This is a genomic window from Alsobacter sp., assembly GCF_059501845.1.
Map to the genome: position 1 here is coordinate 87,223 of NZ_JCACDK010000001.1, position 11,811 is coordinate 99,033.

14 protein-coding genes are annotated in these 11,811 nt (G+C 68.0%); 5 read left to right on the forward strand and 9 right to left on the reverse strand.

Going from position 1 to position 11,811, the window contains the following annotated elements:
• Positions 1-8: 8 nt before the first annotated feature.
• The 4 genes from AC5JCN_RS00415 to AC5JCN_RS00430 are packed head-to-tail and all read right to left on the reverse strand — an operon-like array spanning position 9 to position 2,336.
• Positions 9-539, reverse strand: a complete 531-nt coding sequence (locus tag AC5JCN_RS00415; protein ID WP_495753025.1) for a methylenetetrahydrofolate reductase C-terminal domain-containing protein — start codon at positions 537-539, stop codon at positions 9-11.
• 13 nt (positions 540-552) lie between these two features.
• On the reverse strand, positions 553-867 hold the full coding sequence (locus tag AC5JCN_RS00420; protein ID WP_495753026.1) for a virulence factor: 315 nt from the start codon (positions 865-867) through the stop codon (positions 553-555).
• A 16-nt stretch (positions 868-883) separates the two neighbouring features.
• Positions 884-1,627: a DUF1638 domain-containing protein gene (locus AC5JCN_RS00425; protein WP_495753027.1), complete on the reverse strand. Its 744-nt coding sequence runs from the start codon at positions 1,625-1,627 to the stop codon at positions 884-886.
• A gap of 4 nt (positions 1,628-1,631) precedes the next feature.
• Entirely contained in the window at positions 1,632-2,336 is a 705-nt protein-coding gene (locus tag AC5JCN_RS00430; RefSeq protein ID WP_495753028.1) for a corrinoid protein, read from the reverse strand.
• Positions 2,337-2,628: 292 nt separating this feature from the next.
• Here AC5JCN_RS00430 and AC5JCN_RS00435 point away from each other — a divergent pair, with 292 nt between their 5' ends.
• Together AC5JCN_RS00435 and AC5JCN_RS00440 are read left to right on the forward strand one after the other, a co-directional pair.
• Positions 2,629-4,170, forward strand: a complete 1,542-nt coding sequence (locus AC5JCN_RS00435; protein WP_495753029.1) for a trimethylamine methyltransferase family protein — start codon at positions 2,629-2,631, stop codon at positions 4,168-4,170.
• 11 nt (positions 4,171-4,181) lie between these two features.
• The gene (locus tag AC5JCN_RS00440) at positions 4,182-4,631 is read left to right on the forward strand and encodes a GNAT family N-acetyltransferase (protein WP_495753030.1); all 450 of its coding nucleotides are present in this window, start codon (positions 4,182-4,184) and stop codon (positions 4,629-4,631) included.
• Positions 4,632-4,655: 24 nt separating this feature from the next.
• On the opposite strand, the gene AC5JCN_RS00445 is transcribed toward AC5JCN_RS00440, so the two are convergent.
• Both AC5JCN_RS00445 and AC5JCN_RS00450 read right to left on the reverse strand, forming a co-directional pair.
• Entirely contained in the window at positions 4,656-5,069 is a 414-nt protein-coding gene (locus AC5JCN_RS00445) for a type II toxin-antitoxin system HicB family antitoxin (RefSeq protein ID WP_495753031.1), read from the reverse strand.
• A gap of 54 nt (positions 5,070-5,123) precedes the next feature.
• Positions 5,124-5,321: a type II toxin-antitoxin system HicA family toxin gene (locus tag AC5JCN_RS00450; protein ID WP_495753032.1), complete on the reverse strand. Its 198-nt coding sequence runs from the start codon at positions 5,319-5,321 to the stop codon at positions 5,124-5,126.
• A gap of 77 nt (positions 5,322-5,398) precedes the next feature.
• Here AC5JCN_RS00450 and AC5JCN_RS00455 point away from each other — a divergent pair, with 77 nt between their 5' ends.
• From AC5JCN_RS00455 to AC5JCN_RS00465, 3 genes are all read left to right on the forward strand, one after another.
• Positions 5,399-7,828 (forward strand): GcvT family protein, encoded by a 2,430-nt coding sequence (locus tag AC5JCN_RS00455; RefSeq protein ID WP_495753033.1) that lies wholly within the window; start codon positions 5,399-5,401, stop codon positions 7,826-7,828.
• A 109-nt stretch (positions 7,829-7,937) separates the two neighbouring features.
• A complete protein-coding gene (locus AC5JCN_RS00460; RefSeq protein ID WP_495753034.1) occupies positions 7,938-8,195 on the forward strand; it encodes a type II toxin-antitoxin system Phd/YefM family antitoxin in 258 nt (85 codons plus the stop codon).
• The gene (locus AC5JCN_RS00465) at positions 8,192-8,458 is read left to right on the forward strand and encodes a Txe/YoeB family addiction module toxin (protein ID WP_495753035.1); all 267 of its coding nucleotides are present in this window, start codon (positions 8,192-8,194) and stop codon (positions 8,456-8,458) included. The genes AC5JCN_RS00460 and AC5JCN_RS00465 overlap by 4 nt, the downstream gene beginning before the upstream one ends.
• 32 nt (positions 8,459-8,490) lie before the next feature.
• Here AC5JCN_RS00465 and AC5JCN_RS00470 read toward each other — a convergent pair whose 3' ends face one another.
• The 3 genes from AC5JCN_RS00470 to AC5JCN_RS00480 all read right to left on the reverse strand — a co-directional run bounded on the left by AC5JCN_RS00470 (position 8,491) and on the right by AC5JCN_RS00480 (position 11,778).
• Positions 8,491-9,291 carry a DUF2189 domain-containing protein gene (locus tag AC5JCN_RS00470; RefSeq protein ID WP_495753036.1) on the reverse strand — a complete coding sequence of 267 codons (801 nt, stop codon included), beginning with the start codon at positions 9,289-9,291 and terminating at the stop codon, positions 8,491-8,493.
• 227 nt (positions 9,292-9,518) lie between these two features.
• Positions 9,519-10,628, reverse strand: a complete 1,110-nt coding sequence (locus AC5JCN_RS00475) for a mandelate racemase/muconate lactonizing enzyme family protein (RefSeq protein ID WP_495753037.1) — start codon at positions 10,626-10,628, stop codon at positions 9,519-9,521.
• A gap of 4 nt (positions 10,629-10,632) precedes the next feature.
• Complete coding sequence (locus AC5JCN_RS00480; protein WP_495753038.1) at positions 10,633-11,778, reverse strand: iron-containing alcohol dehydrogenase; 1,146 nt, start codon at positions 11,776-11,778, stop codon at positions 10,633-10,635.
• Between the last annotated feature and the right edge of the window lie 33 nt (positions 11,779-11,811).

The window sequence follows — 11,811 nt, forward strand, 5'->3', positions numbered from 1 at the left end:
CTCGCGTGTCAGTGGGGCTTGGCGGGAGGCGTGGCGGTCCCGGTCTTCTCGCGCATGACGCGCAGCCAGGAGGACGTGCCCTTCAGGCGGTGGTCGACCGGCGGCTGCACCTCGCGGATCCTGTCGCCGTCCGTCATCTGCCGGCTGCCTTCCCAAGCCTTCACCCAGACGCAGGGCATGTCAGGGTAGACCTCGCAATTGCCGTTGGCCCGCACGCCGCCGCACGGGCCGTTGCGCAGGTTCTTCGGGCAGTTCATCGGGCACGACATGCCGGTCGAGGACAGGATGCACTGCCCGCACATGCGGCAGTCGAAGAGCGCGTCCTTCACCAGCTTCTCGACAACGGCCACTGGGCGCTCGGCCCTGTCGTAGCCGATTTTGCGGAAGAGCGGTTCCATGGCCACGAAGGCCGGCTCGAACACGCCGTAGAGCCGCTCCATGAAGCGGGCGTGCCGGACCGACACGAAGCGCATGCGGAACGCATTGGCGGCCGGCGGGCGCTTGCCGCGCGGCTCGAAGGCTGATGGCGTGAGCGACATGGCGGAACCCTGGTCAGGACGGGGAGGAGCCGGGGGCGCGGCCGTGATTGTCGACGAGGGCGAGAATGCGGGGGCGGTCGTACTCGGCCTCCAGCCGTGCGGCAGCCGCATCGGCCTCCGCCTCGAGGTCGTCGCCACATTCCACGGGGTCGGCGCGCCGCCAGTCGGCGAGATAATCGTCCGTGGCCGCCGCGCCCGATCGCATGGCGGCCATGTCGATGGCCTGCACGAAGCGCTCCGTCAACTCGCGCTTGGCGCTGCGGCGGCCGGCCTTGACGATCACCTGCGCGGGGATGTCTCGCCAGTACACGATGGTCAGCTGGGCCATGGGCAAGGGGTCCGGATCAGGCTCGGGCGGCGGGAGCGGTGGAGGACAGGAAGGGCGTCAGCCCGTCGAGGCCGGTGAAGCGGCGTTCGCAGGGCAGGCCCAGCCGCGCCGCAGCCCGGCGGGCGGCTTCTGCAAGCGTCTCGTCCTCGAACTGGGCGAGATGCACGACGCGCCTGTAATTGCCGAAATAGACCGGCAGCAGCTCGGGATGGCGGTCGAGCCCGAGGCCGCGGATCATCAGCCGATCGAAGTGCCGCACGAGATAGTCGGTCAGGTAGAACGTCGCGGGTTCCGCGTCGGCGAGCGCCGTGAAGTCCGGCGTGCCCATGAAGAACTCGTAGCAATGGGCGCCCTCGATGCGCTCCACGTCTTCCTCCGCCAGCATGACGTCGAGCGCACCGCCGGTTCCGCAGTCGCCGTAGAGGCAGAGAATGCTGTCGAAGCGGCCCCGGTTGGCCCGGATCTTGGCGCGCACGGCTTCGGTGATCTTCTCCGGCCGGTTGTGGAGGATGGCGGGCAGGCACGTCACCTGCATCGCGTCGAGGCGGTTCGCCTCGATCACCGCCATCAACTCGCGTGCGAGAGCACCACAGGCGATAACGAGGGTCGTCGGCACATGTCCGTCGCCCGTTGCCTTGCGCGGCAGGAGCGGCGCGGGCCGCACCCGCTGCTGCGTCTCGACCGCTGGTGCCGACGCGGTGTCTCGCCGCCGGCGGTGCGAGACCCTTCCCCGGGCCGGGCGGGCGGCGGGGGCGGACATGGCCTCAGCGCTGCGCCGCGGCCGAGCCCTGGCGGCGGGCCATGAAGGACTTGGCCGTCTCCACCGCCACGGCGGCGTCACGGCAATAGGCGTCGGCGCCGACATTTTCGGCGAAGGCCTCGTTGAGAGGGGCGCCGCCGACGAGCACGACATAGTCGTTGCGCATGCCCTTTTCCTTCAACGTGTCGATGACGACCTTCATATAGGGCATCGTCGTCGTCAGCAGCGCGGACATGCCGAGAATGTCGGGCTGGTGCTTCTCGATCGCCTCGAGATAGTTCTCGACCGGGTTGTTGATGCCGATGTCGACGACCTCGAAGCCGGCGCCCTCCATCATCATGCAGACGAGGTTCTTGCCGATGTCGTGGATGTCGCCCTTCACCGTGCCGATGACCATCTTGCCGATCTTGGGCGCGCCGGTCTCCGCGAGCAGCGGGCGCAGGATGAACATGCCCGCCTTCATGGCGTTGGCCGACATCAGCACTTCCGGCACGAAGAGGATACCGTCGCGGAAATCCTCGCCGACGATGCGCATGCCCTCGACGAGTGCCTCGGTGAGCACCTCGTAGGGTGTCCATTCGCGCGAAAGCAGGATGCGGACGCCTTCCTCGATCTCCTCCTTGAGACCGTCGTAGAGATCGTCGTGCATCTGCTCGACGAGTTCGTCGTCGGACAGAGCGTTCAGATCGAGGTCGTCCTCACCAGCCATCGGCCTTGTCTCCACCGGTTCGGCGCCGGGCGCACCCGGGCGCCTGCGACTGTGTATGGGTTTGCTCTAGCGCATTGTCGCCGGGAAGACACCCGTTGCGACGAAAGCGACAGCGTTCAGGTACAGCAATCGCCTCAACAAAGCGTGCGCGGCTGGCACGCCTGACGCAGGGTCGCTGAAGGGTAAGCGGGAGTCGGAGGCAGGCCATTTCGGCGATTGTGCATCGCAGAGACTGGCGCCGCTTTCGCTCGGCGCATCCGGGCACATGACGCGCTGACAGGGGAGCCTGCGGATGGACACGGGATCGGAAGCGCGCGGACGCAGGGGCCGGCGCGCCGGGCGGGGGGAGGACGGCCCCGTTGCGGCGAAACCGCAGCCCTCGCTCCCCTTCGAGCCGGTGCCCGCCGTGTCCGCCGACGAGCTGGAGGCGATCCACGAGGCCTCGCTGACCATCCTGGAAGAGATCGGGATGGACTTCCTGCACGACGAGGCGCGCGCGATCCTGAAGGCGGAAGGCGCGGAGCTGGAGCCCGGCAGCGAGCGCGTCCGGTTCCCGCGGGAACTGGTGAATTCGAAGATCGGACTGGCGCCCAGCAGCTTCACGCTGCACGCCCGGAACCCGGCACGCAGCGTCCAGATCGGCGGCAAGGCGCTTGCCTTCTGTACCGTTGCCAGCGCGCCGAATGTAGCGGATCGCGAGCGGGGCCGCCGCCCCGGAAACCGCGCGGACTTCGACAACCTGATCCGGCTGGCACAATCGCTCGACCCCATCCACGTGCTGGGCGGATATCCCGTCGAGCCCGCCGACATCCATGCCAGCGTCCGCCATCTCGACGCGCTGTTCGACATGCTGACCCTGTCGGACAAGCCGATCCACGCCTATTCGCTCGGTCGCGGCCGGAATCTCGACGCCATCGAGATGGCGCGCATTGCCCGCGGCATCGACGACGAGACGCTGGAGCGCGAGCCGTCGCTCTTCACCATCATCAACTCGTCGTCGCCGTTGCGGCTCGACCATCCGATGCTCGAAGGCATCATCCAGATGGCGCGGCGCAACCAGGTCGTGGTGCTGACGCCCTTCACGCTGGCGGGTGCCATGGCGCCGGTGACCGTGGCCGGCGCGGTCGCGCAGCAGAACGCCGAGGCGCTGGCCGGGCTCGTCTTCGCGCAAACCGTGCGGCAGGGCTCCCCGTTCGTCTATGGCGGCTTCACTTCCAACGTCGACATGAAATCGGGTGCCCCCGCCTTTGGCACGCCGGAATACATGAAGGCCTGCCTGCTCGGGGGCCAGCTGGCGCGGCGCTACGGGCTGCCTTACCGCTCGTCCAACACCAATGCCGCCAACACCCTCGACGCGCAGTCCGCCTATGAGAGCGTGTTCTCGCTCTGGGGTGCGGTGATGGGCGGCGTGAACCTGCTCATGCACGGGGCAGGATGGATGGAGGGCGGCCTGCACGCCTCCTTCGAGAAGATGGTGCTCGATGCCGACCTGCTCGCCATGGTGGCCGAGTTCCTCACGCCGCTTAAGACTGCGCCGGAAGAACTGGCTCTCGATGCCATTCGCGAGGTCGGGCCGGGCGGCCACTTCTTCGGCTGCGCGCATACGCAGGCGCGCTACCGCACCGCCTTCTTCGCCCCGATGATATCTGACTGGCGCAACTACGAGACCTGGCGTGAGGCGGGGTCGCCCACCGCCTATGACACTGCCAACAGGCTCTACCGCCAGCGCCTGGACAGCTTTGAGCCGCCGCCCACGGATCCGGCCGTGCGGGAGGATCTCGAGGCCTTCGTCGCTCGCCGCAAGGCCCAGGGCGGCGTCCCCACCGACTTCTGAGGAGGCCGCGAATGGCCGGGATCCGCATCGTTCCCGTTGCGACCGCGCATCGCGAGGCGTGGAACCGCCTCTATGCCGGCTATGCCGAGCATTACAAGGTCGCGCAGACGCCGGAGATGCGGGACAGGGTCTGGTCGTGGCTCCACGACTCCGCGCACGAGGTGAACGGCTTCGTGGCGCTGGGTGAGGATGGCACGCCCATCGGGCTGACCCATTTTCGCCCCTTCGCCCGGCCGCTGATGGCCAGCACCGGCGGGTTCCTCGACGACCTCTTCGTTGATCCCGCCCATCGCGGATCCGGTGCCGCCGACGCGCTGATCCAGGCGGTTGCCGAAGAGGGCCGCCGCCGCGGCTGGACCGTCATCCGCTGGATCACGGCCGAGGACAATGCCAGGGCCCGCAAGGTCTACGACCGGCTCGCGTCGAAGACGCAGTGGGTCACCTACGACATCAGGCTGTGACGGATGGGGCTGCGCCGCTTTCGTTCATGTCTCGGCGAGGATCTTTTCGCGCGCTGCCGACGCCAGGAAAGCCGAGCGCGTGAGCCCGCGTGCCTTTGCGGCCTCGTCGATGGATTGGAGAAGGCCGGCGTCCAGGGAGATGTTGGCCTTTGCCGGCCGTCCCGTTTCCACCAGGAGCGGAATGCAGAGGAAAGTCGCCCCTCGGGACAGAGACTCCCGCACGTCCTGCAACGCGTTCAGCGCGTCGAGACTCTTGGGGGCGGGAAGATCTTCGCCTGCGGCGATCGCATCCTCCGCCCACAGCCGGATCGCGTCGGCAGCGTTTCTCGAGAGCTCCTCAATCGACCTTCCCACGGCAATGCATCCCGGAAGATCGGGGAACCATGCGCCGTAGCGGCGCTTGCGGGAGGACTCGACGACGGCGACGTAACGGACCATGGGAGCGTTCCGGGGTTTCAGGAGTCAGGACGCCTTGCGCGTCGTTCTCTCGCTTCAGATCCACCCGGCGAGCTTTGCCAGGGCGCGGGCCAGACCGTAATCGAGATCCTCACGATGGCGTGGCATCACGATGCGTCCGGGCCGTTCAGGATGCCGGTAAACATCGTGCGGACCAGACTGCCGCTGCATGAACCATCCTTCAGCGACCAGACGCGTTCGAATTCGCCGCGGGTCGAGCTCGACCTTCGCCATCGCAACATCTCAAACAATGCGCAAATATATGCGCACAGCCCTCCAGAGGGTCAAGGTGCGCTTTTGGGAGCACAGATATGAAAACCCAGGCCCAGGTCGTGGTGATCGGCGGCGGTGTCGTCGGCTGCTCGGTGCTCTACCACCTGACCAAGGCGGGCTGGACCGACGTGCTGCTGATCGAGCGCGCGGAGCTGACGTCCGGCTCCACCTGGCATGCCGCGGGTGGGTTCCACACGCTGAACGGTGATCCCAACGTCGCCAAGCTGCAGCAATACACGGTGGAGCTCTACAAGGAGATCGAGGAGAAATCGGGCGTCTCCTGCGGGCTGCATCTCACCGGCGGGGTCATGCTGGCCGGCACCAAGGAGCGCATGGACTGGCTGAAGATGGCGCACGCGAAGGGGCGCTACCTCGGCATGCACACGGAGATCATCTCCGCCTCCGAGGCGAAGCGGCTGATGCCGCTGCTGGACGAGAAGTGCTTCGCCGGCGCCATGTACGACTCATTCGAGGGGCATCTCGACCCCTATGGCACCACCCACGCCTACGCCAAGTCCGCGCGGCTGAACGGCGCCGAAATCGTCGTGCGCAACCGCGTGCTGGAACTCGCCCAGCGCGAGGACGGCACCTGGGACGTCGTCACCGAGCAGGGCACGGTGCATGCCGAGCATGTCGTCAACTGCGGCGGGCTGTGGGCGCGCGAGGTCGGGCGCATGGTCGGGCTCGAGTTGCCGGTGCTCGCCATGGAGCACATGTACCTGCTCACGGAGGACATGCCCGAGGTTGCCGAGGTCAACGCCTCGACCGGCAAGGAGGTGATCACCGCGCTCGACTTCGAGGGCGAGATCTACCTGCGCCAGGAGCGCGGGGGCATGCTGATGGGCACCTATGAGCGCGCCTGCAAGCCATGGTCGGAGAAGGTGACGCCCTGGGACTTCGGCCAGGACCTGCTGGAGCCCGACCTCGACCGCATCGCGCCGTCGCTGGAGGTGGGCTTCGAGCATTTCCCCGCGTTCCAGAACGCCGGCATCAAGAAGATCATCAACGGCCCCTTCACCTTCGCGCCGGACGGCAATCCGCTGGTCGGGCCGATCCGCGGCCTGCGCAATTACTGGGTCGCGTGCGGCGTGATGGCGGGCTTCAGTCAGGGCGGCGGCGTCGGCCTCTCGCTCGCCAACTGGATGACGCAGGGCGATCCCGGCTTCGACGTGTGGGGCATGGACGTGGCCCGCTATGGCGACTGGGCGACGCTGGCCTACACCAACGCCAAGGTTCGCGAGAACTACTCCCGCCGCTTCCGGATCCGCTTCCCCAACGAGGAACTGCCGGCCGGCCGCCCGCTGCGCACGACGCCGATCTACGACCGGCTCGTCGCCGACAACGCGGTCATGGGCGAGTCCTACGGCCTCGAGTACCCGCTCTGGTTCGCCCCAAGGGGGGAGGAGCCGCGCGACGACTTTTCCTTCCGGCGCTCCAACGACTTCCCCGCCGTCGGCGAGGAATGCCGCCGCGTCCGCGAGGGCGTCGGGGTGCTGGAGACGTCCGGCTACGCCAAGTACTTCGTGACCGGGGAGGGCGCCGAGGGCTGGCTCTCGCACATCCTCGCCAACAAGGTGCCCGCCGCGGGCCGCATGGTGCTCACCCCCATGCTGAACGAGCGCGGCAAGCTGATCGGCGACTTCACGCTCGCCAAGCTGGGCGAGGGCCGCTTCCTCATCGTCGGCTCGGGGCCGGCGGAGCAGTACCACATGCGCTGGTTCGAGGCGCATCTGCCGACCGACGGCAGCGTGCGTGTCGAGGCCTGCGGGCCGTCGCTGGTCGGCCTCTCCGTTGCCGGCCCGCAGTCGCGCGCCGTGCTCCAGGCACTCACGGGGGCCGACGTGTCGGCGGCGGCCTTCCCCTTCATGGCCATCCGTGAGATCGACCTCGGCCCGGTGCCCGCCATCGTCGGGCGCGTCACCTTCACCGGCGACCTTGGTTACGAGATCTGGGTCAGGCCGGAATACCAGCGCACGTTGCTGAACCTGATCCTCGCGGCCGGCGCGCCGCACGGCATCGGTCATTTCGGCCTGCGGGCGCTGAACTCCATGCGCCTCGACAAGAGCTTCGGCACATGGGCGCGCGAGTACCGCCCGATCTACGGCCCGTACGAGGCGGGACTGGGACGCTTCGTCGACCTGAAGAAGAACGCCTTCATCGGCCGAGACGGCGCTGCGCGAGAGCGCGAGGAGGGCGGCAAGCTCAGGCTCGTCACCTTCAAGGTGGACGCTGCGGATGCCGACTGCATCGGCGACGAGCCCGTCTGGCACAAGGGCGCGGTGGTCGGCTGGATCACCTCGGGCGGCTACGCCCACTGGTCCAGCGCGTCGGTGGCGATGGGCTACGTGCCCAAGGCGCTGGCGGGCGAGACCGATGGCTTCGAGGTGGAAGTCCTCGGCGAACGTCGCCCTGCCAAGCCGTTGGCCGAGCCGCTGTTCGACCCGAAGGGCGAGCGGATGCGGGGGTGATCCGCAGCGGTTCTGCGGTCACGGCCGACCAGGTAGCTCAATGCGCAGGGTGCTGGACAGGGTCTGGTCCAACGGTTATTGTACGCATCTGTGTACAGTGATGGTTTGAATGACCTACGTCTCTTCCTCTGAGCTTCGCCAGAATCTCGCGCGGTACCTCGACGAGGCTAGCGCCAGCCGTGCTCCCGTCGTTGTGACGCGCCAGGGCGGCGAGTCTGTCGTGATGATCGCCGAGGGCGAGTACGAATCCATCATGGAGACCATCCACCTGCTGCGTAGCCCTGCCAATGCAGCGCGCCTGTTCGATTCCATTGCCGAGGCCGAGGCCGGTGACATGCAGGAACGCGACATCGGCAGTGAGCGGTGAAGCTGGCGTTCACGCCGAGGGCGTGGGACGAGTACTGCTGGTGGCAAGAGCATGATGTCGCTACGACGGCTCGGATCAATGGACTAATCCGGGACACGCGCCGCTCGCCATTTCAGGGACTTGGAAAGCCAGAGCCACTAAAAGGCGCGCTTTCCGGCTGGTGGTCACGCCGCATCACGGGCGAACACCGGCTCGTATACCGGGTGAAAGGGGCTGGCGACGAGCAGGTGCTCGAAATTGTCCAGTGTCGCTATCACTACTGACACACGGGCAACTGCCGGCGAGTTCGCTGTCGTTAGCTCTCCTCCGGCTCCACGATCCGCCGGTAGAGGTGCCACGTCGTGTGGCCGAGCACCGGCAGGGCGACCAGCAGCCCCAGGAAGCCCGGCAGGCACGCGGCGATGAGGACGAGGGCCACGATCAGGCCCCAGCTCAGCATGGGCACAGGGCTGCGCGCCACGGCACGCACGCTGGTGATCATGGCGGTGATGAAATCCACCTCGCGGTCGAGCAGGAGGGGGAAGGACACAACGGTCAGCGAGAACAGGATCAGCGACAGAACCGCCCCGTCGAGATGCCCGAGCGCCAGGAACAGCCAGCCTTCGGGAGTACCGAAGAGTGTCTGAAGGAAGGTGCCCTCCTCGAAGGCATGAAAGCCGAAAAAGAGCGCGATGAAGAGCCTGATCTGGTACATCCAGATCAGGAAAACGAAGAGCGTGACGAACGCCATCCAGCCCAGTTCGCGGCCGCTCTGGGCAAAGACGCAGCCGAGCACGGCGCCCCAGCTGAGCGGCTGCCCGGCTTCCAGCCGCCGCGAGACCTCGTAGAGGCCCACCGCCACGAACGGGCCGATCAGCGCGAAGCCGGCCGCCAGCGGGTAGGCGAGGTAGGACAGGTTCCACGCCAGCACGGTGGCGACCAGGAGAAGCCCGCCGCCCGCGTAGATCGCCCCGAAGAACAGGCCGTAGAGCGGCGCGCGCTGGAAGTCGCGCAGTCCTGCCGCCAGCGCCTCGCCGATGTCGTGGAAGCCGATGCTGCGCACCCTTGGTTCAGCGCGCGGCGGCGCGGAACCGGCCTCGGCCTGATCGACCGCCATGTGAACGTCCTCCCGGCAGGGCACGGGGGATGCCCAGGCTCGCGCCATCGCAAGCGTGCCGGGATTTCAGCGCGGGACGGACGCGGTGGCAAGGGTGGTCATGGTTCCGGTCCGGTGTCATCCCGTGCTCTCCGCAGCGCGAAGCGGTGCGGCGCAGACACTGGACCGCGGACCACCAGGGACAGGGTGCCTGCTCCCGGCTCTCCGGCCGGGACGACAAGGCCCCCTCACGCCACCCGGGTCGCCTTCAGCCTGTCCTCGTCCAGCGCATAGCCCATGCCCGGTGTCCGCGGCAGGACGATCCAGCCGTCGTCGCCGACGTCCAGGGGCTCTGCCATCATGTAGTCGCGGCGGTCGAGGCCCCATTCCGGCGGGTCATAGGGGAACTCGATCCATGGCGCGTCGGCGACGCCGGCGACGAGGTGGCAGTTCGCCATCACGCCCATGCCGTTGGTCCAGGTGTGCGGGGTGAAGACGAGGTTCTGCTCCTGCGCCATGTATGCCACCCGGCGCAGGCCGGTGATGCCGCCCACCAGCGCGGCGTCGGGTTGCAGCACGTCGAGGCAGCCGTCGCGGATGAGATCGCGGAACTCGTAGAGCTCGCGGGTCATCTCGCCGCCCGCGACGCGCACGTCCACCATCTCGCGCAGGCGGCGCATGCCTTCGCGGTCGGAGCGGTGCAACGGCTCTTCCATCCAGAAGACGCCCAGCCGCTCCAGCTCGCGTGCCACCTTCACCGCATCCTTGAGCGACCAGGGAGCATAGGCGTCCCAGGGCATGCGCCAGCCCTGGTTGCAGTCCACCATCAGCTCCAGCCGGTCGCCCACGCGCTTGCGAACGGCCTCCAGCGCCGCGATGTCCTTGCGCCAGTCACCCCTATGGAAGCGGATCTTCAGCGCGCCGAAGCCGCGTGCGATATAGGCCTCGGCCGCATCGGCCAGGGCCTCGGGCGCCCGGAGCGTGCCGGAGGAGGCGTAGGCCCGTACGCGGTCGGAGAGACCGCCCAGCATTTTGTAGACCGGCATGCCCGCGATCTTGCCCGCGAGATCCCAGAGAGCCAGGTCGAGCGGCCAGCAGCGGCCGTAGTGGAAGCCGATATTGTTGATGATGCGGTAGTGGCGCTCGATGTCGAGCGGGTCCTGCCCGACGAAGAGATGCTCGTGGCCGGCGAAACCGACCATGGCGTCGCCCGAGCCGACGCCCGTGACCCCCTCGTCCGTATGCACGCGGACGATGGTGGCGTCGAAGGCGGTGCGGGGCTTCGTGTCCCAGCTGGCGTGGAAGGGCGGGTCGTATTGCAGCCGATGATGGCTGATCTCGATGCCGGTGATCTTCATGGCGTCAGGCCTGCGCGAGCACGGTGCGGGCAAAGCCCAGGAGTTCGCCCTCGCTGGGCTGGCGGACATTGGACTGCAGCATGGCGACGTTCTCCGGCCGGACCAGCTGGTCAGCGAGGTCCTCGGGCGACACTCCCGAAAAATCTTCGCCCAGAGCGATCTTCACCCCCGTTGCGCGCATGAGCCGCTCGAAGGCGGGTGCGACACGGCCGGGGTCCGCCGGTTCGCCAAGGGCGGAGGCGACAGCTGCGAAGCGCGGATCTCCGGCGGCATTCCAGGGCAACGTCGCGACCATGGCGACCCCGACGGCGCGGCCGTGGTGGATGGGACGCAGGGAGCCGAGCGCGTGGCCGATATTGTGGCCGATGGCCGTGCCGGCATTGTCGATGGCGACGCCGGCGAAAGCGGCCGCCAGCTGCATGCCCCCACGGGCGGCGAGGTTGCCGGGGTCGGACACCGCACGTTCAAGGTGCTCGGCGACGAGGCGGATGGCGGCGAGGCAATAGATGTCGTTGGCCGGGTTGGCGTTGCGGTTGGTGGCCGCCTCGATGGCGTGGACGAGCGCGTCGATGCCGGTCGCGGCAGTGAGGTGCGGGGGCAGTCCTACCGTCAACGCGGGGTCGAGGATGACCCTGTCCGCCTTCAGCTGCGAGCCCCAGAACCACTGCTTGGTGCCGTCCGGCGCGCTGATCACCGAGATGCGCGTGGTCTCCGATCCCGTTCCGGACGTCGTCGGGATGCAGATCTTCGGAAGCGCGGAGCGAGGCAGCTTCTCCGCGGCAAGCGCGAAGGTCATGGCCGGGCGGCCGTCGGCGGCGATGGCGGCCATCAGCTTGCCCGCATCCATGGCCGAGCCACCACCCATGGCAATGACGGCTTTGGCTCCCGCCTCGCGGGCAAGCTTCGCCCCGGCGTCCACCTGCCTTGCCGCCGGATCGCTCTTGATGTCGTCGTAGAGCACCGGCGAGAGACCCGCCGCGCGCAGGCCGGCGAGCGCCTCGTCGACCATGCCGGAGGGCTTCAGGCCGGGATCGGCGACGAGCAGGACGGCGCTGCCCTCTCCGGCAAGCCGCGCTGCCTGTGATCCGAGCTCGGCGAGCGCGCCTTCGCCCTGGACCATGCCGGGGATGGGTTCGAGCGTCACGGGCACGTCCGGTTCTCCTTGCAACGACCGGCGCTGGCT

Coding starts and splice junctions, on each gene's coding strand:
- AC5JCN_RS00415 (WP_495753025.1), bottom strand. CDS start 539: ATGTCGCTCACGCCATCAGCCTTCGAGCCGCGCGGCAAGCGCCCGCCG.
- AC5JCN_RS00420 (WP_495753026.1), bottom strand. CDS start 867: ATGGCCCAGCTGACCATCGTGTACTGGCGAGACATCCCCGCGCAGGTG.
- AC5JCN_RS00425 (WP_495753027.1), bottom strand. CDS start 1,627: ATGTCCGCCCCCGCCGCCCGCCCGGCCCGGGGAAGGGTCTCGCACCGC.
- AC5JCN_RS00430 (WP_495753028.1), bottom strand. CDS start 2,336: ATGGCTGGTGAGGACGACCTCGATCTGAACGCTCTGTCCGACGACGAA.
- AC5JCN_RS00435 (WP_495753029.1), top strand. CDS start 2,629: ATGGACACGGGATCGGAAGCGCGCGGACGCAGGGGCCGGCGCGCCGGG.
- AC5JCN_RS00440 (WP_495753030.1), top strand. CDS start 4,182: ATGGCCGGGATCCGCATCGTTCCCGTTGCGACCGCGCATCGCGAGGCG.
- AC5JCN_RS00445 (WP_495753031.1), bottom strand. CDS start 5,069: ATGGTCCGTTACGTCGCCGTCGTCGAGTCCTCCCGCAAGCGCCGCTAC.
- AC5JCN_RS00450 (WP_495753032.1), bottom strand. CDS start 5,321: ATGGCGAAGGTCGAGCTCGACCCGCGGCGAATTCGAACGCGTCTGGTC.
- AC5JCN_RS00455 (WP_495753033.1), top strand. CDS start 5,399: ATGAAAACCCAGGCCCAGGTCGTGGTGATCGGCGGCGGTGTCGTCGGC.
- AC5JCN_RS00460 (WP_495753034.1), top strand. CDS start 7,938: ATGACCTACGTCTCTTCCTCTGAGCTTCGCCAGAATCTCGCGCGGTAC.
- AC5JCN_RS00470 (WP_495753036.1), bottom strand. CDS start 9,291: ATGGCGGTCGATCAGGCCGAGGCCGGTTCCGCGCCGCCGCGCGCTGAA.
- AC5JCN_RS00475 (WP_495753037.1), bottom strand. CDS start 10,628: ATGAAGATCACCGGCATCGAGATCAGCCATCATCGGCTGCAATACGAC.